The sequence below is a fragment of the Nocardia uniformis NBRC 13702 genome, assembly GCF_001613345.1.
Classification (GTDB): domain Bacteria; phylum Actinomycetota; class Actinomycetes; order Mycobacteriales; family Mycobacteriaceae; genus Nocardia; species Nocardia uniformis.
Genome location: NZ_BDCE01000096.1, coordinates 1 through 22,665, shown reverse-complemented (window position 1 = coordinate 22,665; position 22,665 = coordinate 1). Strand labels below are relative to the sequence as shown.

At 66.6% G+C, this 22,665-nt stretch carries 23 protein-coding genes; 6 read left to right on the top strand and 17 right to left on the bottom strand.

Going from position 1 to position 22,665, the window contains the following annotated elements:
* Positions 1–127: 127 nt before the first annotated feature.
* From NU1_RS34870 to NU1_RS34830, 9 genes are all read right to left on the bottom strand, one after another.
* On the bottom strand, positions 128–970 hold the full coding sequence (locus tag NU1_RS34870) for an ABC transporter permease (protein WP_067528231.1): 843 nt from the start codon (positions 968–970) through the stop codon (positions 128–130).
* A gap of 70 nt (positions 971–1,040) precedes the next feature.
* A complete protein-coding gene (locus NU1_RS34865) occupies positions 1,041–2,048 on the bottom strand; it encodes an ATP-binding cassette domain-containing protein (protein WP_067528229.1) in 1,008 nt (335 codons plus the stop codon).
* 89 nt (positions 2,049–2,137) lie between these two features.
* On the bottom strand, positions 2,138–2,728 hold the full coding sequence (locus NU1_RS34860) for a VanZ family protein (protein ID WP_067528227.1): 591 nt from the start codon (positions 2,726–2,728) through the stop codon (positions 2,138–2,140).
* Positions 2,729–2,755: 27 nt separating this feature from the next.
* Positions 2,756–3,892, bottom strand: coding sequence for an o-succinylbenzoate--CoA ligase (gene menE / locus NU1_RS34855; protein WP_067528225.1), 1,137 nt, complete (start codon positions 3,890–3,892; stop codon positions 2,756–2,758).
* Between the two features lie 102 nt (positions 3,893–3,994).
* Positions 3,995–4,354, bottom strand: a complete 360-nt coding sequence (locus tag NU1_RS34850; protein ID WP_307645597.1) for a DUF3349 domain-containing protein — start codon at positions 4,352–4,354, stop codon at positions 3,995–3,997.
* A gap of 25 nt (positions 4,355–4,379) precedes the next feature.
* A complete protein-coding gene (locus NU1_RS34845) occupies positions 4,380–4,655 on the bottom strand; it encodes a hypothetical protein (protein WP_067528223.1) in 276 nt (91 codons plus the stop codon).
* 9 nt (positions 4,656–4,664) lie between these two features.
* Positions 4,665–5,861, bottom strand: coding sequence for an inorganic phosphate transporter (locus NU1_RS34840; protein ID WP_067528221.1), 1,197 nt, complete (start codon positions 5,859–5,861; stop codon positions 4,665–4,667).
* A gap of 73 nt (positions 5,862–5,934) precedes the next feature.
* Positions 5,935–6,336 (bottom strand): VOC family protein, encoded by a 402-nt coding sequence (locus tag NU1_RS34835; RefSeq protein ID WP_067528219.1) that lies wholly within the window; start codon positions 6,334–6,336, stop codon positions 5,935–5,937.
* A gap of 70 nt (positions 6,337–6,406) precedes the next feature.
* On the bottom strand, positions 6,407–7,300 hold the full coding sequence (locus tag NU1_RS34830; RefSeq protein ID WP_067528216.1) for a 1,4-dihydroxy-2-naphthoyl-CoA synthase: 894 nt from the start codon (positions 7,298–7,300) through the stop codon (positions 6,407–6,409).
* 106 nt (positions 7,301–7,406) lie between these two features.
* Here NU1_RS34830 and NU1_RS34825 point away from each other — a divergent pair, with 106 nt between their 5' ends.
* On the top strand, positions 7,407–8,063 hold the full coding sequence (locus tag NU1_RS34825) for a PaaI family thioesterase (protein ID WP_067528214.1): 657 nt from the start codon (positions 7,407–7,409) through the stop codon (positions 8,061–8,063).
* A gap of 84 nt (positions 8,064–8,147) precedes the next feature.
* Positions 8,148–8,594 carry a DUF6918 family protein gene (locus tag NU1_RS34820; RefSeq protein WP_067528212.1) on the top strand — a complete coding sequence of 149 codons (447 nt, stop codon included), beginning with the start codon at positions 8,148–8,150 and terminating at the stop codon, positions 8,592–8,594.
* A 60-nt stretch (positions 8,595–8,654) separates the two neighbouring features.
* Here the strand turns inward: NU1_RS34820 and NU1_RS34815 are convergent, their stop codons facing one another.
* Positions 8,655–9,479: a siderophore-interacting protein gene (locus NU1_RS34815; RefSeq protein WP_067528209.1), complete on the bottom strand. Its 825-nt coding sequence runs from the start codon at positions 9,477–9,479 to the stop codon at positions 8,655–8,657.
* A gap of 87 nt (positions 9,480–9,566) precedes the next feature.
* Here NU1_RS34815 and menD point away from each other — a divergent pair, with 87 nt between their 5' ends.
* Complete coding sequence (menD, locus tag NU1_RS34810; protein ID WP_067528207.1) at positions 9,567–11,198, top strand: 2-succinyl-5-enolpyruvyl-6-hydroxy-3-cyclohexene-1-carboxylic-acid synthase; 1,632 nt, start codon at positions 9,567–9,569, stop codon at positions 11,196–11,198.
* A 106-nt stretch (positions 11,199–11,304) separates the two neighbouring features.
* On the opposite strand, the gene NU1_RS34805 is transcribed toward menD, so the two are convergent.
* Positions 11,305–11,532 (bottom strand): Rv3202a family protein, encoded by a 228-nt coding sequence (locus NU1_RS34805; protein WP_067528206.1) that lies wholly within the window; start codon positions 11,530–11,532, stop codon positions 11,305–11,307.
* A 97-nt stretch (positions 11,533–11,629) separates the two neighbouring features.
* A complete protein-coding gene (locus NU1_RS34800) occupies positions 11,630–11,863 on the bottom strand; it encodes a DUF8836 family protein (protein ID WP_067528204.1) in 234 nt (77 codons plus the stop codon).
* A gap of 168 nt (positions 11,864–12,031) precedes the next feature.
* On the opposite strand from NU1_RS34800, the gene NU1_RS34795 reads away from it, so the two are divergent.
* Positions 12,032–12,610: a TIGR03086 family metal-binding protein gene (locus NU1_RS34795; protein ID WP_067528202.1), complete on the top strand. Its 579-nt coding sequence runs from the start codon at positions 12,032–12,034 to the stop codon at positions 12,608–12,610.
* Positions 12,611–13,135: 525 nt separating this feature from the next.
* On the opposite strand, the gene NU1_RS34790 is transcribed toward NU1_RS34795, so the two are convergent.
* Positions 13,136–13,768, bottom strand: a complete 633-nt coding sequence (locus NU1_RS34790) for a TetR/AcrR family transcriptional regulator (RefSeq protein WP_067528200.1) — start codon at positions 13,766–13,768, stop codon at positions 13,136–13,138.
* An 83-nt stretch (positions 13,769–13,851) separates the two neighbouring features.
* On the opposite strand from NU1_RS34790, the gene NU1_RS34785 reads away from it, so the two are divergent.
* Positions 13,852–14,886, top strand: a complete 1,035-nt coding sequence (locus tag NU1_RS34785) for an aldo/keto reductase (RefSeq protein ID WP_067528198.1) — start codon at positions 13,852–13,854, stop codon at positions 14,884–14,886.
* 77 nt (positions 14,887–14,963) lie between these two features.
* On the opposite strand, the gene NU1_RS34780 is transcribed toward NU1_RS34785, so the two are convergent.
* The 4 genes from NU1_RS34780 to NU1_RS34765 all read right to left on the bottom strand — a co-directional run bounded on the left by NU1_RS34780 (position 14,964) and on the right by NU1_RS34765 (position 21,885).
* Positions 14,964–16,001 (bottom strand): alpha/beta hydrolase, encoded by a 1,038-nt coding sequence (locus tag NU1_RS34780; RefSeq protein ID WP_067528196.1) that lies wholly within the window; start codon positions 15,999–16,001, stop codon positions 14,964–14,966.
* 141 nt (positions 16,002–16,142) lie between these two features.
* On the bottom strand, positions 16,143–20,624 hold the full coding sequence (locus NU1_RS34775) for a bifunctional nitrate reductase/sulfite reductase flavoprotein subunit alpha (protein ID WP_245720451.1): 4,482 nt from the start codon (positions 20,622–20,624) through the stop codon (positions 16,143–16,145).
* A gap of 136 nt (positions 20,625–20,760) precedes the next feature.
* The gene (locus NU1_RS34770; RefSeq protein ID WP_067528191.1) at positions 20,761–21,474 is read right to left on the bottom strand and encodes a demethylmenaquinone methyltransferase; all 714 of its coding nucleotides are present in this window, start codon (positions 21,472–21,474) and stop codon (positions 20,761–20,763) included.
* A gap of 9 nt (positions 21,475–21,483) precedes the next feature.
* Positions 21,484–21,885, bottom strand: a complete 402-nt coding sequence (locus tag NU1_RS34765; protein WP_067528233.1) for a DUF3592 domain-containing protein — start codon at positions 21,883–21,885, stop codon at positions 21,484–21,486.
* 127 nt (positions 21,886–22,012) lie between these two features.
* Between NU1_RS34765 and NU1_RS34760 the strand changes: the two genes are divergently transcribed.
* Positions 22,013–22,516 (top strand): DUF2505 domain-containing protein, encoded by a 504-nt coding sequence (locus tag NU1_RS34760; RefSeq protein WP_067528189.1) that lies wholly within the window; start codon positions 22,013–22,015, stop codon positions 22,514–22,516.
* Positions 22,517–22,665: the final 149 nt, after the last annotated feature.

The window sequence follows — 22,665 nt, the reverse complement described above, 5'->3', positions numbered from 1 at the left end:
AGTCGCGCTCAGGACTGCTGACCAGGCGCTTGGTGCGAGTGGCGTCCTGCCATGCGCAGTCCGGAAATACGAATGAGCGCACCCGCCCACCGATTCGGCCGACGGGTGCGCCCGCATTCGATGGGCCTCATGCCCGGCGCATGTACGCCCGGACGGTCAGCGGCGCGAAGATCGCGATCACCACGACCGAACCGATCAGCGACCACGCCAGATCGGCGGTGTAGGCGCCGTTGTTCATCAATTCCCGTGCGGTATTGACCATGTAGTAGATCGGGTTGACCTGATTGGCGCCCTGCAACCAGCCCGGCATGGTGGAGACCGGAGCGAAGGCGCCCGACATGAAGGTCAGCGGGAACATGATCATCATCGAGATGCCCTGCACCGAGGCCGCGCTCTTGCCGGTGACACCGACCAGCGCCCAGATCCAGCTCACGGCGAACGAGCAGAACACGACCACCAGGCCGGTGACGATGATCGCGATCACGCCGCCCTGCGGACGGTAGCCGAGCAACAGACCCACCGTGAAAGTGAGGACCGTCGCCAGCCCGTAGCGCACCATATCGGCGATCAGCGCACCCGACAGCGCCGAAATACGGGCAATTGGCAGCGATTTGAACCGGTCGAAGACGCCCTTGTCCATATCCTCGCGCATCTGGGTACCGGTGACCACGGAGGTCAGTACCACGGTCTGCACCAGAATGCCCGGAATCAGAATCGGCAGATAGTTCGCCACGCTGCCACCGATGGAACCACCGAAAATATAGGCGAACAGCGCGGTGAACAGGATCGGCTGCACGGTGACGTCGAACAGCTGTTCCGGATTGTGCTTGATCTTGAGGAGGCCGCGGTAGGCCATGGTCATCGAGTTGGCCACGGTCTGCCGGATCGGAATGTGGTTGCTTACTTCGGGAATGGGGGGCAGCGCGGCCGCCGCGTGGCGGCCCGTCGGTGCGGTGAGAGTCGTGGTCATGCTGTTTCCTCCTGGCATGTGCGGGCGCCCTGCGTGGTTACGCAAGCTGCCTCCTCCGGGCGCTGACCGCTCATGCCGCGCTCCGTTCGGTGTCGGTGTCGTCTTCCGCGCCATGGCCGGTGATCGCGAAGAACACCTCGTCCAGCGTCGGTTTGGCGACATTGATCTCGTCGATCCGGATATCGTGCTCGCGCAACCGGATCAGAATGTCGGTGGTGATGGTGGGGTCGGGCAGCGGTGCGGTGATACGGCCCGCCTCCGGGCTGATGGTCGCTTCTACGACCTTGCCCTCGGCGCGAGAGAGGAACTCGCCCACCAGGATTCGGGCCTCCTCCATCCGGTCCCGGTCGGTCAGCGTCAGTTGCAGGGCCGAAGTGCCCACCGAGGCCTTGAGTTCGTCGGAGGTGCCGTCGGCGATGACCCGGCCGCGGTCGATGACCGCGATCCGGTCGGCCAATTGATCGGCCTCGTCCAGATACTGCGTGGTGAGCAGCACCGTGGATCCCTCCCGCACCAAACGTCGGATGGTGTCCCACATTTGGGCGCGGGTGCGCGGGTCGAGACCGGTGGTCGGCTCGTCGAGGAAGAGCAACGGCGGCCGGGCGATCAGGCTGGCCGCCAGATCGATTCGCCGACGCATACCGCCGGAGAAGTTCTCCAACGGCTTGTTCGCGGCCTCCGCCAGCCCGAATTCCTCGAGCAGCTCCACCGACTTGCGCCGAGAGTCTGCCTTCGACAGGCCGAGCAGGCGCGAGAAAATGATCAGGTTCTCGGTGGCACTGAGCTTTTCGTCGACCGATGCGTACTGCCCGGTCACGCCGATGAGCGAACGCACCGCGGTGGGTTCGGCCACCACATCGCGTCCGAAGATGCGGGCGCTGCCGCCGTCGGGCCGCAGCAGCGTGGCGAGCATGCGAATGGTCGTGGTCTTCCCGGCGCCATTGGGTCCGAGCACGCCGTACACGGCCCCGCGTGGCACCGCGAGACCGACGCCGTCTACGGCCCGCTGCTCCCCGAAGACCTTGACCAAGTCGTTCGCCTCGATAGCGAGTGGCTCAGCAGGTGTGTAAGAGGTCATGACACAAATGTGCGGTCCCCACCTTGCACAGCCCTGGCACCGCTCTTGCATGTCCGCGCAAGTGCTCTTACGTCAGGTGAAGCACCCCGTCATTCCGGCGTGCTTTTGGCCGGAATCCACCTCTGACCAGGACGTGGATCCCGGCCAAATCTACGCCGGGATGACGAGAGGTACAGCTTCGCGATGAGAGCTCCGATCCCCGCACCGGCGGCATTCATCAGGACATCGTCCACTGATGAGAATCGTCCGAGATCGAGGACATACTGCGCGGCCTCGAGCGCCGCGGAGAGCGCGGCACCGACCGCGACCATCCGCCAGACACCCGCGAACCAGGGAAACCGCAGCGGCAGGAAGAAGCCCAGTGGCGCGAAGACGATCATGTTCGGCACCACCTGGACGATCGCACGCCAGGGCGTATCGCTCAGCGTCTCGACGAGATCGCGCAGCGGTACCAGCAGCAGCGTCCGTTCACCGTCGATCGGTGTGAGGATCATCCACACCCATGGCAGTGTGCCGATGAGCATCCCGGCCTCGGCCACGGTGAATCGCAGCGCCACGGCGCGCGAATACCCCCGGCGCACACGCAGTCCGAACAGCGCCCATGCGCCGACCATCACCAGCGGGACGGCAATCGCCCACGCTACCAAGACATTTCCCCACGAATCCCAGATCTCTCGCACGGACTGAACGCTAGGTGGGAGTTGTGGTCAATGAGTGGAGTCGGCGAGCAGGTCTTTGCGCAGTTTCGCGCGGTCCGGCTTACCCGGACCGCGCAGCGGAAGTTCCTCCAGCACAGCCAATTCGCGCGGTGCGGCAATGGCGTCGAGTTCATCGAGCACGTGGTCGCGCAGTTCGTCCAGGGTGGGTGGGGTGACACCGGGGCGCACGATGACCGCGACGGCCACGCGTTGGCCGAGGCGGTCATCGGGGAGGCCGAGGACCACGCATTCGGCAATGGCCGGGTGGGTGGCCAGCACGGCCTCGACGACCTGGGGGATGACCAGTAGGCCGCCGGTCATGATCGCCTCGTCGAGTCGTCCGGTAATGGTGAGAACGCCGTCGGTGTAGGTACCGGCGTCCTCGGTGCGGAACCAGCCGGGTTCGGCGAAGGCGGGGTGATCGCCGAGACCGCGGTAACCCTTGGCGAGGGTGGTGCCGCCGAGTAGGACCCGGCCGTCCTCGATCCGGATCTGGGTTCCGGTGAGCGGTACGCCCTCGTAGACGCAGCCGCCGCAGGTTTCACTCATGCCGTAGGTGCGCACCACATTGATGCCTGCCGCGCGGGCGCGCTCGAGCACCGGTGCGGGAGTGGCCGCGCCGCCGACCAATACGGCGTCGAACTCTGCCAGGGCCTCCCGGCCGACGGGTTCGTCGAGCGCCTTGATGAGTTGGGTCGGCACCAGCGAGGTGTACCGGCGTGGTCCACGCATACCGGCCACCGCGCTGGCTAGACCCTCGGGTAGGAAGCCGCCGGATACGTCGAGAACCGCCGGTTCGGTGCCCGCGAGAATACTGCGCAGCAGCACCTGGACCCCGGCGATGTGGTAGGTCGGCAGCGCCAACAACCACTGCCCGGGCCCGCCGAGCCGCTCATGGGTGGCGTCCCCGCTGGCACGCAGTGCGGCCGAGGAAAGCATGGCGCCCTTGGGTGTTCCAGTGGTTCCGGAGGTGGTCACCACCAGGGCGACATCGTCGTCGATGGGTTCGCCGGGCCGCAGTGCGCTGCTGAGGCGATGTGACTCGCGACGGTCGGCGGTGGGGATGGGGAGCCAGGCCGGGCCGTTGCCCTCCAGGGCTTCTCGCAGGTGCGGCAGTACTTCACCCACGGCTGCGCCGGTGGGCATGGGAAGGGTCCGCAGGGTGCTGCTCACGTTCGCGATCGTGTCATGTTCGGGGGTGGGCGCGCGATTCTGGGTCCGCGTCCGTGGTCGATGGTGGTCGTGCGGTCAGTCGGACGTCGGTGTCGCCAGCGGCCATCCGCCCGCTGCCAGCCGGGAGGCCACCCGAGCGATATCGTCCTCGCCCGGTTGCTCCTTGGCAACTCGGGCAATGGCTTCGGCGATCTCCGCCTCACCGATCTTGTCGGTGGCGCCGCGCTCGCGGACCAGTTCCTCGACCACGATCCGCACCTCGTACTCGGTGAGCCGACGATGTAGGACGGCGAGTAGTGCCACGTAGTCCGACTGCGGGATGCCCTGCGGGTACCCGGCTTTCAGCCAGTCGAGTACCTTGTGCAGCATCGAACCGGACTGCCGCAGCGAGTTGCGTGCGGCCTCGAGCAGGTCGGGCTTTTCCGGAGTGCTCACGGGCGTGCCTTTCTATCCGTCGCCATCACGCGCCGAAGATGTGGATACCGAGCCTGGAGGCCAGAAAGCCCTTGGCGATGAACAGCACGCCGATTACCACCGCGGCCATCACCACCGCGAAGCACAGCGTGGATACCGCCAGTGTCGCCGTGCGCACCGCACCGCCGTCGGGTCCGGCATCGTCGGCGCGGGCGCGGAAGTGGATACCGAAGGCGAATATCGTGGGCAGTCCGGCCCCGAAGATCAGGGCCGCCAGCACGACCTGCGCCAGATCGCCGAGATTCGACAGTAGGGTGTGCATCCCGGACTCCTACCCGATTCCGTTGGTGGCGGTGTTGGCGGTGGCGGCGGTGTCGGCGGTGTCGGCCGACTCCTGCCATTCCTCGTTCACATTGCGCGAGTTCACCGCGGTCTGCCGTGACCGCAGCCAGATCAGCGATGCCGCGGCGATCAGCAGCGCGAAGACCACGAGTGCGCCCGCGGTATCGCCGATGCCGTGCAGGATCGCCCAGCAGATGGCGCCGACCAGACCCGCCATCGGCAGGGTCAGCACCCATGCCACCAGCATGCGCCCCAGTACTGTCCAGCGCACCTCGGCGCCGGGTCGGCCCAGGCCGGAGCCCAGGATGGAGCCGGTCACGGCCTGGGTGGTCGACAGCGGCATACCGAAGTGCGCCGAGGTGAGAATGATCGCGCCGCTGGTGGATTCGGCCGCGAACCCCTGCGGCGGCACGATGTCGACCAGCCCCTTGCCGAGGGTGCGGATAATTCGCCACCCGCCCAGACAGGTGCCCGCGGCGATGGCGATCGCGCAGGACACGATCACCCACAGCGGCAGCGGGTCGCCGGGTCGGGCGGTGCCGTGCGCGATGAGGGCCAGGAAGATGACGCCCATGGTCTTCTGCGCGTCATTGGTGCCGTGTGCCAGGGAGACCAGTGAGGCCGAACCGATCTGCCCCCAGCGGAAGCCGCCGTCCACGGTTTTCTGGTTGCTGCCCCGGGTGATTCGATAGACCGCCCGGGACGCGATGGCCGCGACCAGCGCCGCCACCACGGGTGCGACCAGCGCCGGAATGATGATCTTGACGAGCACGCCCTTATCGCCCGCCGCCCACACCACGCCGTCCCAGCCGAGCGCCGCGATGGTCGCGCCGATGAGCCCGCCGAACAGCGCGTGCGAGGAACTCGACGGCAGACCGAGCAGCCAGGTGAAGAGGTTCCACAGAATGCCGCCGACGAGTCCGGCGAACACGATGTCGAGCAGTGCCCGACCGCTCACCTCATCGAGTTGGACGATGCCGTCGGCCACGGTGGCGGCGACGGCAACGGACAGGAACGCGCCGACCAGGTTGAGCGCTCCGGAAAGGAGTACGGCCCTGCGCGGCGGTAGCGCACCGGTGGCGATCGACGTGGCCATCGCGTTCGCGGTGTCATGGAATCCGTTGGTGAAGTCGAATGCCAGGGCCGTGAGAACAACGATCAGCAGAACAAGCAGTTCGGCAGACACGGGAAACAGTTTGCGGCACGTTGTTCACGTCCCGTTAACCGCCACCCCGAGCGGAATCACACCGGTTGGCATGTTATTGGGTCTCGGTCGGTGGCCGACTGTCGCGGCGAATCGGATGCTCGGGCGGAATCTCGACCAGGACGATCGGCACCCCGTCCGGATCACGCACCCACATTTCGATCAGCCCCCACGGCTCCCGCCGCGGGGCGCGGTCGATGGCCACACCCCTGCGCGCGAGTTCCGCCGCGGCCTCCTCGGCATCGCGCACCTGCAACCACAACGCCCCCGCGAACCCCTCCGGCGCGTCCCCGGCCCGCCCGTGCGCCGCCACCTCGATGAGCGACTGCCCCGCGAAGAACACCGTGCCACCCGGGTATTCGCGGGCGATCGCCAGTTCCAGCCCGTCTCGATAGAACGCGAGCGTCACCGCGTAGTCGTCGGGCCGCAGAATCACCCGACTGCCGAGTATGTCCATGTCGAACCTCCGTCAGGATCATCCACCTGGTCATTCCGGCACGCCTTTGGCCGGAATCCACACCGTGTCTTCAGAAGTACCAGGGGTAGGGCGTCCAGTCCGGCTTTCGCTTCTCCAGGAACGAGTCGCGTCCCTCGACCGCCTCGTCGGTCATATACCCCATGCGGGTGGCCTCACCGGCGAACAACTGCTGGCCGACCAGTCCGTCATCGGTGAGGTTGAAGGCGTACTTGAGCATTCGAATGGCCTGCGGTGACTTGTTGAGAATCTCGGCGGTCCACTCCAGCGCCACATTCTCGAGTTCGGCGTGATCGGCGACCGCGTTGACCGCGCCCATGGCGTGCATTTCCTCGGCGGTGTACGGGCGGCCGAGGAAGAAGATCTCGCGGGCGAACTTCTGCCCGACCATTTTCGCGAGGTAGGCGCTGCCGTACCCGGCGTCGAAGCTGCCCACATCGGCGTCGGTCTGCTTGAACTTCGCGTGCTCACGGGAGGCGAGGGTGAGGTCGCAGACGACGTGCAGCGAATGCCCGCCACCGGCCGCCCAGCCGTTCACGAGCGCGATGACGACCTTCGGCATGAACCGGATCAGCCGCTGCACCTCGAGAATGTGCAGTCGTCCGGCCCGGGCCGGATCCACGGTGTCGGCGGTCTCGCCGGCGGCGTACTGGTAGCCGCTGCGGCCGCGGATGCGCTGATCACCGCCGGAGCAGAAGGCCCAGCCGCCGTCCTTGGGGCTGGGGCCGTTACCGGTGAGCAGCACCGCGCCGACATCGGAGGTCATCCGGGCGTGGTCCAGGGCGCGGTAGAGCTCGTCGACCGTATGGGGGCGGAAGGCGTTGCGCACCTCCGGACGGTCGAACGCGATGCGCACGGTGCCCTGGTCGATATGCCGGTGATAGGTGATGTCGGTGAGGTTCTCGAACCCGGGGACGGGCCGCCACAGTGTCGCGTTGAAGGTCACGGGCTTGAACTTAGTGGGCGGTCGTCGCGGAACTCAGCGGTGTGGGCGCGTGTGGTGCGGCACACCTGCTACTTGACGGTGTAAAAACACCCGCTACCGTGCAGGTATGAGCGAACGAGTGGAACCGGTTATCGACGCCAGTGCCGTCGACCCGGACAAATACGAGAACCACGGTGGCTTCCCCAAGATCACCGAGGCCGATCCGGGACCCAATTTCGCGCCCTTCGTCGAGGCCATGCGCACCCTGCAGGATCTGGCCGTCTCCGTGGACGCGCCCGACGCGCTGTTCGGTCAGGCGCTCGCGCAGGCCCAGGAACTCATCGAGCTGCTCGAGCCGCACCGCGCGCCGGAATTGGCGAGTCCGGCCGGACGCGCGGTGAAGCTGCCGGGCCGCGGAAGTTTGCTGATGCTGCCCTGGCGGGTGGTCGAGGCCGGTCCGAACGGGGTGCGCAGCGAAGGGGTTTTCCGGCGGTATCACCTCGGCGGAAATGGCGCCGCGCACGGCGGCGTGCTGCCTTTGCTGTTCGATGACTTGTTCGGCACCCTCGTGCACTACGCCGGACAGCCGATCAGCCGCACCGCTTACCTCCATGTGAACTACCGCAAGATCACTCCGCTGGAAACACCATTGACCGTGGTAGGCACGGTGGATCGGGTCGAGGGACGCAAAACCTTCGTCAGCGCACGATTATTCGATGAATCTGAAACGTTGTTGGCCGATTGTGAAGGGCTTATGGTGCAGTTGCTGCCTTGGCAGCCGTAGTGCGTCGGGGCCGTGTGTGCGGGGACACCGGTGCGTATAGTGGCGTGCGCTCGTTCATCGAAAAACTATCCGGAGGACCTGAAAGTGGTTGCAGCACTGTCTGAATCCCTGCTCGACGACACCAAGCGCGCGGCCTTCATCGCCGATGCCCAATCGGTTCTGGACGCGGAGGTGTCGGATAAGGGCGGCGCGTCGGGATTGGCCGTGAAGGGTGGCTACGCCGCGGTCAAGAAGGTCAGCCCGACCATCGTCGGTGACGCTCTTAATTCCTTCGCCCCCAAGCTGGTCGCCCAGCTCGAGCCGTACTGGGCCGAGTACAAGGCAAGTGGCACCGGCTCTTTCGGCGATCTACTGGTCGCCAAGCAGGATGAGGTTGCCGAGGCGCTGCTGTCGGTGACGGATGAGCGGGCCGCGGCTTCCTCGCGCCCCGCCCTGACCAAGGTTTACGGCTCGATGCGTTCGTCGGCGAAGAAGCATGTCGCCGAGGCGCTTCCGCGAGTCGGCGATCTGGTCCAGCGTCACGCTGGCTAATGCAAACCGGCCGGTTCGCGGCCCCGTGTGGGCCGCGAACAGCCTAATTTCCGAACGAATTCAGCCCTGCGCCTTACCTACTCGCCAGTATCCGGTGAAAGTAATGTCCGCTTTGGGGATTCCGTGCTCGACCAGGTGGCGGCGCGCTCCCGACACCATTTTCTGCTCACCGGCCAGGAACGCGTAGACACCCTGTGTCGGCAGTGTCGCCGCCTCCATGGCCGCGGCGGCCTGCGCGCCCACCTCGCCATGCGCATCGGTGCGCACGATCCAGTGCACCTGAACCCCTTCGGGTTCGCCCAGTTGCTGCGCGTCATCGGCGTGCGGAATCTCGATGAACGCCGCACCCTTCAACTCACGCGGCGCGGAGCGCAGCACCCCCGCGATGGCGGGTAGAGCGCTCTCATCGCCGAGCAGTAGTGCGAATTCGGTGTGGTCCGGGGCCTGGAACGTAATGCCCTCGTCGAGTAGGCCGACCTTATTGCCGGGGGTGGCGTTATTGGCCCAGTTGGAGGCCGGGCTGTCGTCGCCGTGTGCGACGAAGTCGATATCGAGTTCGGCGGTGGAGCCGAATTCGCCCGAACCGGCGGGGCGGAAGTCGCGCACCGTGTAGTTGCGCGCCGTCGGGCGGTGCTCCTTGCCCATCAGTAGGTACTGGGCGTACCAGCCGAGGCTGCTGGTGGAGGTCGGCAGGCGCAGTTCGCCGTCCTTGCCGGGCATGAAGAATCGGAACCAGTGGTCGAACCCCATGGGGCTGAATCCGGCCAGTCCCTCCCCGCCCAGCGTGACGCGGACAAAATTGGGACTGATCCGCTTGCTCGCCAGCACTTCCGCGCTGATGAAGTCGCGGTTCTCGGGCTTGAGGTACTTGGTGCGCTTCGCCATGGGATTAGGTTAGCAAACCCTAACTATAACAGGGAGTGTGAGCGGGGTGACGCAGCGCGGAAGTCGACTGTCTGGGAGGCTTGGAGCGTGAATCCTTCGACAGCACAGGCGCAGGTCGTCGTCGACGAACTGGCGCGCGGGGGAGTGCGGGACGTCGTCCTGTGCCCCGGTTCGCGAAACGCGCCGCTGGCCTTCGCATTACAGGCCGCCGACGCCGCGGGACGAATCCGGCTGCATATGCGGATCGACGAGCGCACCGCGGGCTTCCTGGCTGTCGGGCTCGCCATTGCCAGCGGCCGCCCGGTACCGGTGGTCATGACCTCCGGGACCGCCGTCGCCAATCTGGGACCCGCCGTACTGGAGGCCAACTACGCGCGGGTGCCGCTCATCGTGCTCAGCGCCAACCGGCCCTACGAGATGCTGGGCACCGGGGCCAACCAGACCATCGAACAGCTCGGCCTGTTCAACAGCCAGGTGCGCGCCAGCATCAGCCTCGGACTCGCCGAGAAAGAAGACGACGGGTCCTACAGCCGGCAGAACAGCGTATGGCGCTCGGCCGTCTGCCGGGTGCTCGCTGCCGGTCGTGGAACCCGCTCCGGCAATGCCGGGCCGGTGCACTTCGATATCCCGCTGCGCGAACCGCTGGTTCCGGACGCCCACGTCGGCGAGCCGCTGCCCGAGGGGCGCGATAGTGGACGGCCTTGGACCGCAACGCAATACGCGACCCTGGATGTCCCGCTCGATATCGATCTCTCGCTCGATACGGTCGTCATTTCCGGACACGGGGCGGGGCATCGACCGGAACTGGCCACCCTGCCGACCGTCGCCGAACCCACGGCCCCCATGCACGGACCACCGCTGCATCCGCTGGCGCTGTCACTATTGCGGCCGAAGCAGGCCATCATTACCGGCCGCCCCACGCTGCATCGGCAGGTTTCGCGGGTGCTCGCCGACCCCGAGGTGACCGTCTACGCGCTCACCACCGGACCGCGCTGGCCCGATGTCTCCGGCAATGTGGTCGGCACCGGTACCCGCGCCGTCACCTATGGCGCGCCCACCGCCGAATGGCTCGACCACTGCCGCGAACTCGACGAGCGGGCGGTGAAGGTGGTGCGCGCCGAACTGGCCTCGCACCCCAAACCCACCGGATTGCATGTCGCCGCCGTGGTCATGGACGCGCTGCGCGACGGCGATCAACTGCTGCTCGGGGCCTCGAATCCGGTGCGTGACGCCGCGCTGGTCTCGCATCCGCGACCCGGTATCAAGGTGCTGTCCAATCGCGGTGTGGCCGGTATCGACGGCACCGTTTCGGCGGCGGTCGGTGCGGCGCTGACGCACGAGGGCCGCACCCTCGCCCTCATCGGCGACCTCACCTTCCTGCACGATGCCTCCGGTCTACTCATCGGACCGGGCGAACCGCGACCGAGGGACCTCACCATTGTGGTCGCAAATGACGATGGCGGCGGCATCTTCGAACTGCTCGAACAGGGTGATCCGCAGTACGCGGGCGTCTTCGAGCGGGTCTTCGGCACGCCGCACGGAATGGATCTGGCCGCAATGTGCGCGGCCTACCGGGTGCCGCACCGGCAGGTGGATCCGTCCGAGCTGGCGGTGGAACTGACCGGGCACGGGCACGGGATTCGCGTCCTCGAGGTGGCCACCGAACGCTCCAGCCTGCGTGAGTTGCACGCCACCGTGCGGGCGGGCATCGCGGGCTGATCCGCGCCCTGACTACGCGGTACGAACCCCTGGTCATCGCGGCGGGAAACGAAAGCGGCGGCGAGCCCATCGGGGTGGCTCGCCGCCGCGCTCTCCGACGCGGGGATCAGTACTCGCTGTCCGCGCCCTCGTCGTAATCGTCGTCGAGCGGCACCGGGATGGACTGCTCGATCACGTCGGCCTCGTCGGCCTCCCAGCTGCGTTCGTCATCCGGGAGGGTCACCGCGGTGTCTGCCTCGGCTTCCGGGTCGTCCACCGGGTTCTCCGGATAGGCCGGGACCGTCTGCTCGATCAGATCGGCTTCCGGTACCGCGTCGATGCTGCGATCGGTCATCGGGTGCTCCTCTCCGCGTCGTCCGACTGTCAGTGTCGAGGATGCGCTCGATCTTCAGAGCTGGCAACCACCTTGCGACTACCCGCCCTGTGCCCGGTCAATCACCGGGGAGCAGTCCGTTCTCGGCCGGATGCTCGACCAGTGCCACCACGCGGGCGGACATGAACCGCGCGGTGCGCACCTGCGTACCCGTTCTGGTCAGTTCGCTGACTTCTACAACGCCACGAGCAATGCGCACATCGACCCGCCGTCCGGCGCGGGTAGCGCTCACCTCGTAATTGCGGTAACCGTCGCCGGTATCGACAACGATCTCTACTCGATCACCCTTCATCTTCCAATTCTCCTCCCCACCACGCGATTTCGCTGCTAACGAGTGGGTTGCGGAGTTGCGGTGCAAGCACATTCGTACGGGGCGAAAGCGGTGAATCTCGCCGGGATGGGTAGTCCCCTATATGGGTCGACCGCTCATGGTGGGTGGTCGCTGCCTTCGGGAGGTCCGATGAACGACCGGATATTCGATCTGGAGCCCGCCGCCATAAGTATGGAAGCGGTGGTCAGCGCGATTGCAGCGCAGCAACTCGAGGCCGCGACACCCTGCGACGATATGACGGTGGGACAGCTGCTCGCCCACGTGGCGGGGTTGACCGAGGCATTCCGCCGAGCCGCCACCAAGGAGTCGATCGGCGCATCCGCTTCACCTACCCAGGGCCTACCGGACCTGCCCGAGGACTGGCGCGGCCGGATCCCGGCCCAATTGAAGGCACTGGTCTCGGCGTGGCGCGACCCCGCGGCCTGGGAGGGCGACACCGAGGCCGGAGGGGTGACCCTGCCCGCCACCGAAATGGCCAGGGTCGCCCTCAATGAACTGATCATCCACACCTGGGACCTGGCCCGCGCCACCGGCCAACCCTGCTGCCCCGACTCCGAAGATATGACGATCCTGGTGGATTGGCTGCGCACCACCCCGGAGGAGGGCACCCCCGGTCTCTTCGGCCCGGTCGTCCCAATCCCCGATAACGCCCCCACCCTGGACAAACTCCTCGGCCTCACCGGCCGCGACCCCACCTGGACCCGCTGAGCGACCTCGACCCGCCATGTCGGCGGGGCCCGGTGTGGGCCGCGACCCGCCATTCCGGCGCGACCCCATATGGGCCGCGATCCGGCGCGACCCCCAGCATCGGTCCCGACCCCGTCATTCCGGCGTGCTCTTGGCCGGAATCCATTGCGCTCGATGCACGTGCCTCGGGGTGTGGATCCCGGCCAAAAACACGCCGGGATGACGACAGCGCGCCGAGGCGACGGCCGGCACGCCGGATGAGGGTGGCGTGCCGGGATGGCGACAGCGTGCCGGGGTGAGGGCAGCGTGCCGGGATAAGGACAGCGTGCGGGGACGGCGAACGGCCCTGCCAGGATGGTGACAGCGTGGAGGGACGACGAACGCACGCCGGGGTGGCGATAGCGCGCCTGGGTTGCGGCAGCGTGGCTGGGTTGCGGCAGCGTGGCTGGGTTGCGGCAGCGTGGCTGGGTTGCGACAGCGTGGCGGAATGAGGGCAGCGGCCCGGGATGACGAACGGCGCACCGGGGTGACTGCCGGTGCGGTTTCTCAGCGTGCGGACTGCCCTTGGGGCCGGGTGAACAGGCCCGCGCCCGCGGCCAGTGCGGCGGCTTCGGCGGCGGTGGTGATGGTGGTGTCGTCGAGTGGGTCGCCGCTGGCCAGGAGGCGGTAGTAGAGCGGGGCCGACACTGCGGAAAGTACTGCGCGGGCGTCGGTTTCGGGAGGTGCCTCGCCCCGGGCGATGGCTGCCTCGACGCAGGGCACCCATTCGGTCAGGCGGATGTCGTAGAAGCGGCGGAGGGCTTCGGCGGCGGTGTCGTCGCTGGTCGCGGCGGCGATGACGGCCTTGAAGAGGCGGCTTTGGCGGGAGTCGGTGAGGGTTTTCGCCACCAGGCGGGCATTGGCCAGGAGATCGCCGCGCAGCGTGCCCGTATTCGCGTGGGGGAGCGAGGTTTCCGCCATTTCCACGAGGAGATCGGCGACCAGGCCGGTGGGGGTGCGCCAACGGCGATAGACGGTGGTCTTGCCGACATCGGCGCGGGCGGCCACTTCGGCCAGATCCAGGGAGGCGAAACCGCGTTCGGCCAAGAGGTCACCGGCGGCGCGCAGCACGGCGTCGCGGACTCGGGCGGTGCGTCCACCTGGGCGGAGTGAGCCTGGGGCGGGCGTGTCCGGGGTCATAACGGTCCTCCAGTTCCATTTGCGGCATCAGGAGTGTAGCGTCGCCAGTGTTAACGAAACTATAGTCCCGTTAGGAGCGCGCAATGGAGTACCGCCGGCTAGGAGCATCGGGTTTGATGGTTCCGGCACTGAGCTTCGGCGCGGGCACCTTCGGTGGGCGCGGCGAATTGTTCTCCGCCTGGGGTGATACCGATGCGCGGCAGGCCCGCCGATTGGTGGATATCAGCCTGGAGGCGGGCGTCACCATGTTCGACACCGCCGACGTCTACTCGGACGGAGCCTCCGAAGAGGTGCTGGGCGAGGCGATTCGGGGGCGGCGCGATCAACTGCTGCTGTCCACCAAGGCCGCGCTGCCCACCGGCCCGGGACCCAATGACGCGGGTTCCGGCCGGTCCCGGCTGATCGGCGCGGTCGAGGGTTCGCTGCGCCGGCTCGGCGTGGACCATATCGACCTGTTCCAACTGCACGCCTTCGATGCCGGGACGCCGGTGGAGGAAACTCTCGCGGCCCTGCACGATCTGGTACGGGCGGGCAAGATCCGCTATGTCGGAGCCTCGAACTTCGCGGGCTGGCAGCTCATGAAATCCCTTGCCGCGGCGGATAAGCACGGATTCCCGCGCTATGTCGCACACCAGGTCTTCTACTCACTCGTCGGTCGCGACTACGAGTACGAACTCATGCCGCTCGGACAGGACCAAGGGGTCGGCGCGGTGGTGTGGAGCCCGCTCGGCTGGGGCCGCCTCACCGGCAAAATCCGTCGCGGCCAATCACTTCCGGAGGGCAGCCGCCTGCACCAGACCGCCGAGGCCGGTCCACCGGTCGACGACGAGGTGCTCTACGACGTGGTCGACGTCCTCGACGAGATCGCCGCCGAAACCGGCCACACCGTCCCGCAGATCGCGCTCAACTGGCTGCTGAACCGCCCCACCGTAGCGACGGTGATCGTCGGCGCACGCAATGAGGAGCAGCTGCGCCAGAACCTCGGTGCGGTCGGCTGGCAACTCGACGCCGAGCAGCTGGCCCGCCTCGACAAGGCCAGCGCCACCACTCCGCCTTACCCCTACTACCCGTACTACCGGCTCGGCGATTTCACCCGCCTCAATCCGCCGCTGGTGTGAAAACGATTCAGCTGTGAAAACGATTCAGCGCCCGTCCAATCGGACGGGCGCTGAATCGAAAGTCGGGAATTCGCGTGTCAGGGAGCGGAATACAGCCCCTGCGCCAGTACCGGCCAGGACGTCTTCAGATCGTCCTGCCAGTATCCCCAGGAGTGGGTTCCGCTGCCGCGGTATACGAAGGTGGCGGGGATGTCGAACTCCCGCAACCGGCTCTCCAGATTGCGGTTGAACATATCGACATTCGCCTCGATGAACGCGCCGACGGCAAGCCGCTCCGGTGTCTCCAGAACGGTTTCGGTGGGGAAGAACTCGCCGCCAGGCATATCGTAGACCCCGGGTATGCCATTGCCCGTCGAGACGAACAGGTTTGTGCCGCGCAGCTTTTCGGCATGGATGGTCGGGTCGTTGGCAACCCAGAGCGGGTTGTCCGGTGCGCCCCACATATTCTCGACATCACCGCCGCCCCACACCTCCACGGTCAGCCGTACGGCTTCCCGGGCGATGGGATCACTGGTCTGGGTGATTCCGCTGTAAATGGCGGCGCTGCGAAACAATCCCGGATTGTTGATGGCGAGATTCAGCACGGATACGCCCGCCATGGACAGTCCCGCGATCGCGTTCACCTTATTGGTGCCCAGCGCGGCGTCGATCAGCGTCGGCAGCTCCTCGCCGATGTAGGTGGACCATTTGTTCACCCCGAGTACGGGATCGGTCTCGAGCCAGTCGGTGTAGAACGCGAATCCGGTGGAAATGATCTGTACGACGTTGACGTTCTTGTCCGCCAGGAAATCGAGTGCGTCGGTGCGCAGTTTCCAGGTGGCGGTGTCCACTCCGCCACCCGCGCCGTTGAGCAGGTACAGGGTGGGTCGCGGTGCGGAGGTGTCCGCGGGGCGCAGGACATCCACCGGGATGGTCGCATCCATGACCGCGGAATGGATCTGGAGCGTGATATTGCGGCTGTCCTTCACCTCGATGCTCTTGATGTAGGAGCCGTCGGGTGATTTCACGCTGGGGACCGTGACTCCGGGGGAGGTCACCGGTTCCGCCGTCGCCGTCTGCCCGCCCATTCCCAGCGATACGGCGGTCACCAAGGCCGCCAATACGATTCGTCCCATACTCCGACGGCGCAAGTCCCGCCCCTTCTGTTTCGGGTACGCCGCCCCCACGACGGCTCTCCCCGACCTATCGACGAACTGACCGGGACAGTTACGTCATTGCCGTTTCACATCGCGTTCCGTGACCGAGCCCACATCGATTCAGTACACATCGCGCACATACCGCTTCTCGGCAATGAGCTGCTTCTTGAAGGCCAGCGCCCCGTCGTCGTCGAGCTTGCCGTGGATGCGGGCGATCTTCAGCAGGGTGTCGTCTACGTCCTTGGCCATGCGGGCGGCATCACCGCAGACGTAGAAATGACCGCCGTCCTGCAACCACGCCCACAGCTCCGCCCCGTGCTCGATCATGCGGTGCTGCACATAGATTCGCTCGCGCTGATCCCGGGAGAACGCGAGATCGAGTCGAGTGAGGAAACCCGAGCGGAACATATCCTCGAGTTCGGCGCGGTAGTAGAAATTGTCCTTGGCGTGCTGGTCACCGAAGAACAGCCAATTGCGGCCGCCACAGCCCAGGGCACGGCGTTCCTGGAGGAAGCCGCGGAAGGGTGCGATACCGGTACCGGGGCCGACCATGATCATGGGCGCGTTCGGATCCAGCGGCGGCCGGAAGTGCGGGGCACGCTGCAGGAAGATCGGTACCGCGGCATCCGCGCGATCAGCCAGGAAGGTGGACGACACGCCACCGCGGCGGGCGGCCGAGCCGATGGTATCCGGATCGCCGTAACGCACCACGCTGACGGTGAGCTGGACTTCGTCGGGGCTGACGAGCGGACTCGAGGAAATCGAATACTGGCGTGGCTGTAGCTTTTTCAGTGTGCCGAGCCACTCCACCAGATCGGCCTGCACCGGGAAATCGCGCAGTACGTCGACCGGCTGCCGGTCCCACAGGTACAGGTCGAGTTCATTGCGGTTATCGCGGCGCAGCAGCTTCGCCAGCCGGGGGCTCACATTGCGCTCGGCAATGAAGCCGAGCAGGTCCTGGGAGACCTTGGTGATGTCGTAGTAGGTGCCCAACGCGTCGGACAGCGGCAGCGTCCGGTCATCCACATCGATCATGCGCCGACCGTCGAGCCCGGTGGCGTCCAGCCATTCGGCCACCAGCTTGTCGCAATTGGCGGGCCGAACCCCCAGTGAATCGCCGACCTCGTAGGTCGCCGCCAGCCCGCGCAGGTCGAATCCGAACTGCCGCACCTCCTTCTCCGAACCCGGCCGGGACAGCAGCTCATTGCGTACCAGGGGAGCGGGGATCGGAGCGTTGCGGGTGAACGGCGCGGGCGTGCCGCGGTGTGCGCGATCCTTCGTCGGGGTGCGGACGACGGTGGCGGACCGGTCACGCGGTCCCGCCGACGCGATGCCGACCCCGCTGTCCACGAGATCGCCCGCCCCACCGGCCCTCGGATGTCCGCCCATGGTCGATGCCGCCCCGATTCGGCTCGCTCCCCGCAGGGGCGAGTTGGGGCGACCGGGGAAGCCCCTATCGGCGGGCTCCGAGCCCGCCGGGCCGGATCGCAGCGCCCGCGGGTCGGCCGAGCCGGGACCGGTCGGGCCGGGTGTTGTCGAATCACCCAGTGCCGCGGTGTTATCCGGCGCATCGGTGAGGAGTGCGACGATATCCTCCAGCCACTGCTCCGACAGGTCCTCGTGGTCGGGTTCGCTGTCGACTCGCGGCAGCAGCCGTGCCGCACCGCGTTTCGCCAGCAGATCGTCGAGTTTGCGGCCGTGCCCGCAGAAGTCGTCATAGGAGGAGTCACCGAGTGCGAATACCGCGTACCGCACACCGGTGAAACGAAGGGCGCTGTCGGACAACCGTTCCCAGAAGTCCGCGCCATTGTCCGGCGGTCCACCGTCGCCGAAGGTACTGCTGATGGCCAGCACATCGCCGGTGAGATCGGTCAGTTCGGCGGAGTCCATATCGAGCAGGCGCGGCAGGAAACCGGATTCGGTCAATCGGGTGGCGACATCGGCCGCGAATTCCTCCGCGGTTCCCGTCTGCGACGCCCACAGCACGGTTACGGCCCGAGGCGGCGTATCGGATCCGTCGGTGGCGGTGCCGGTCTCCTGCCCGTCGCCGTCCGAGCCCGCCGATTCGGCACCGGCCGCGATATGTGCCGTCCGCGAGTACATTCCGCCCAGCAGACCATTGATCCAGACGCGCGAACCGGACGAGATCGGCGCGGAGTCCGGTAGTACCGGTTGCCCGGTTACCGGGAGTGATTGCAGTGCGGCCAAATAACCGCCCAGGTAGATACGTTCGGTCTCGCTGAGGGTGGGTGCGGTGGCGCTGTCCAGGCCGAGCATGACCGCCAGCGGATGCGGGGCATTGCTCGTACCCATCGATGGCTGGAACGCACCGGACGGACCGGAGTCCGGGGCGGCTGTGGCCGGATCGGCCATCGTGCCGGTCGCGGCGTCGGGAGCGGACGAAGAATCCGCACCGCGTGCCAGCGTGGTCACCTTCCGCAGTCGGACCGCGCACGCCTTGAATTCGGGTTGCAACGACGCCGGATCGACCGCGTCATTGGTAACGGCATTGATGGTCAGGTATTCGCCGTGTTCGTCATTCCAGTGGAACGGCGCGAAGCAGGTGCCCGGCCGGGTCCGGTCGCTGATCTGGACCGGCAGGACGGCACGTCCACGGCGAGACGCGATTTCGAGCTGGTCACCGGGGCCCAGTCCCAGCTTCTCGGCATCGTCGGGGTGCACCTCCACGAACGGTTTCCCGTTCAGCTTGGTGAGCTTCGCGACCTTCCCCGTCTTGGTCATGGTGTGCCACTGGTGTTGCAGGCGGCCGGTATTGAGTACGAACGGGAAATCGTCATCCGGCATCTCGGCGGGCAGCAGATGCGGGCGCGGCCAGAACACGGCGCGGCGGCTGGGAGTGGCGAAGGCCAGGCGCGGCCGGTGGCCGGTCTCATCGGTGAATGGCGTCTGGCTGACGCCGTCGTTCACATAGCGAATGGGATTGTGCCGCCGCTCCGGATCTGGGCACGGCCATTGCATGGGGCCCTCGCGCAGCGCGTCATGGGTGATGCCGCGCAGGTCGTATCCCGTTGCGGGATTGCTGAACCGGCGGATCTCGTCGAAGACCTCCGCGCTGGAGGTGAAGTCGAAACCGTCGAACCCCATGGCGGTGGCGACCTGCGCGATGAGCAGCCAATCCGGTCGTGCGTCGCCGACCGGATCGACCGAGCTCTGCAATAGCGTCATGGTGCGTTCCGAATTCACCATGACCGCATCGGATTCCGCCCACAGCGTCGCGGGCAACAGCAGGTCGGCGTAGGCATTGGTGGCGGTCTCGGTGTACACATCCTGTGCGATCACCAGCTCCGCCGCCTCCAGCCCGGCGATAACGGTCTTCCGATTCGCCACCGAGGCAACCGGATTGCTACAGATGACCCAGCACGCCTTGATCTGGCCCTCGGCCAGGCCGCGGAACATTTCGATGGTGCCCGGTCCGCCGGTATCGCGAATGGTGCCCGGTTCCACGCCCCATTCGGTCTCCACGAAGGTCCTGTCGGCGGCCGACAGCACCGAGCGCTGTCCGGGCAACCCGGGGCCCATATAACCCATTTCCCTGCCGCCCATGGCATTCGGCTGGCCGGTGAGCGAGAACGGGCCGCTGCCGGTGCGGGCGATGGCGCCGGTGGCCAGGTGCAGATTGCACAGGGCGTTGGTATTCCAGGTGCCGTGCGTGGACTGATTGAGCCCCATGGTCCACAGCGACATCCACTCGCCCGCCGCGCCGATCCACCGGGCGGCGGTGCGCAGGTCCGCCTCGTCGATCCCGGTGAGCTCGGCGACCCGCGCGGGTGGATAGTCGGCCAGGAATTCCGGCATGGCCGCCCAGCCCTCGGTGTGCTCGGCGATGAATTCCGCGTCGATATCCCCGTTTTCGACGAGCAGATGCAGCAGCCCGTTCATGAGCGCCAGGTCGGTGCCGGGCTTGATCTGTAGAAAGAGGTCCGCGCGCGTGGCGGTATCGGTGCGCCGCGGGTCGACGACAATGAGTTTCGCGCCCGCCTTCAACCGATCCGCCATGCGCAGGAACAGGATCGGATGGCAATCGGCCATATTCGCGCCGATGACGAAGAACAGATCGGCGTGATCGATATCCGCGTAGGAGCCGGGCGGCCCGTCCGCACCGAGGGACTGCTTGTAGCCGGTGGCCGCGCTGGCCATACACAGCCGCGAATTGGCCTCGATATGGACGGTCCGCAGGTACCCCTTGGCGAGTTTGGTCGCCAGGTACTGCGCCTCCATCGACATCTGCCCCGACACATACAGCGCGATGGCATCCGGCCCGTGCGTATCGAGAATCGCCCGCAACCGGTCGGCCGCCTCCCGTACGGCGTCGTCCACCGGCACCGCGAGTGCCGATCGTCCCCGCTCGGACCGCCGATACGCGGTGGTCATCCGGCCCGGGGTCGCCATCAGCTCGAGGTGTGTGGCGCCCTTGGTGCACAGCCGTCCGGCATTGACCGGGTGCAGCTTGTCGCCGCTCACCTTCGCGATAACCGTCGCGCCCTGGGCATCGACCTTCGTATCCACGGTGATGCCGCAGCCCACGCCGCAATACGAGCACGCCGTCCGGGTGCTCGCGCGGGGAATGACTGCATCCGACATAGGACCGATCATTCCGAGTCCCGGTTGCGCCGGATTTACCGGACGTTATGTCCAGATGACAATTTTCCTCACCGCCGATTTGGGCGGCGGTGAGAACGCCTCAGGCCCGTGACCTGCGTCACTCCGTGGAGAAGGGTCAGTCCAGTTTGAAACCACGGTGCACGGCAACGACCCCGCCCGAGAGATTGCGCCACTGCACCCGTGACCAGCCCGCGTCCTCGATGCGCAGCGCCAGTTGCGGCTGTGTCGGCCAGGACCGAATCGACTCCGCCAGATACACGTAGGCGTCCGGATTGCTGGAGACCGCGCGCGCCATCCGGGGCAGCGCCTTCATCAGGTACTCCATGTACAGGGTTCGGAACGGTCCGAAGGTCGGGGTGGAGAACTCCGCCACCGCCAGTCGCCCACCCGGTTTGGTGACCCGCAGCATTTCGCGCAGCGCCAGATCCGGATCGGACACATTGCGCAGACCGTACGCGATGGTCACCGCATCGAAGGATTCGTCCTCGAACGGCAGCGCCATGGCATCGGCGGCCACCATCGGCACCCTGCGATGCCGTCCGGCCGCGAGCATGCCCTGGGAGAAGTCCGCCGCCACCACCCAGGCACCCGACTTGGCCAGATCGACCGTGGACACACCGGTCCCGGCCGCCAGATCGAGTACCCGCTCACCGGGCCGCAGCGCCAGGGCGTTCCGTGTCGCCCACCGCCAATAACGGTCCTGCCCACCGGAAATCACGGTATTGGTGAGGTCGTACCGCTTCGCGACCCCGTCGAACATCGACGCGACCTCATGGGGCTGCTTCTCCAGCGAGGCCCGAAACGATTCTCGCCGCTCTGTTTTCGCCACAGTCGAACCCTAGCGGCCCATCCGGCGCAACAGCCACAGTGCGGGCAGTGCCACCAGCCACGCCACCACGATCACCGACAGCGCCGGAATGATCGCCACCGACGCGTCACGGCCCGCGACCCGCACCAGGTCCGGATCGCTGCGCTGGTACTCGACATTGATGCGCTCGCCGACGGTGAGTTTGGTGGGGTAGAGGACCCCGACCTTCGGATTGTGTGTCTGACCGTCCGGGGTGACGAAGATGACCGCCGAGCGCAATCGGCCCGCGGACAGCACCTCACCGGTGGCAACGCCCATATCGGAGCTGATCAACTGGTCGTCGCGCCAGGCCGCGAGCACCAGCAGCACCGCCAGCGCGCTGACCGCGGTCGCCGCGATCAGGATCCCCGTTCGGGTCCGTCGCAAACGAATCTCCCGGTGCGGGGTGTGATCGGCACTCGGCTGCGGGTGATCGACACTCCGCGTGGCCGCGTTTGCAGACTGCCTAGTTTCCGACACTTCACCAGGCTATTCGATGTCTGGTCTACCGTTGGCGCCCATGTCCCGAAAAATCAGCTTCACGGTGCAGTACAACGTTCCGGTCGAAGATCTCCACCGGGCGATTACCAATGATGACGTGTGGCAGGCGCGTTTCGCCGAAGCCGCCACCGCGACCCTGGACCTGTCGCATCCCGACGGGCCCGGCACCATTCGAATCCATATGACCGAAACAGCACCCGCGGACAAGATCCCCAGCCTTGTCACCAAGGTGCTCAAGAGCGACCTCGTGCTGGAACGCACCGATAACTGGGGGCCCCTGGCGGGCGAAATCGCCAAGGGTGACTTCAAGGGCGCGTCCAAGGGCATCACCACCGAAATGGAAGGCACCTACGAATTGCGGCCCACCGCCGCGGGTTCCGAGGTCGAGGTGGTCGGCACCGTCGCCGTGAAGGTCGCCCTCGTCGGCGGCGCGATCGAACCGCTGGTCGAGAACCTGCTCCACAAGGTGATGGAGAGCGAGCGCAAGCACATCGAGGCTTGGTTCGCGAACCAGGACGCGTAGTTCCCACCTCTTGGAAGATCTCGTGCCCGCCTGCATTCCGCAGGCGGGCACGACTGTGATCGGGGGAGGTCTCCGACGGTCGCAGTTCGATGTGGTGGCAATGCGATTACCTAGGTAGACATCGCGATGTCGCCCGGCCACCTTCGCCC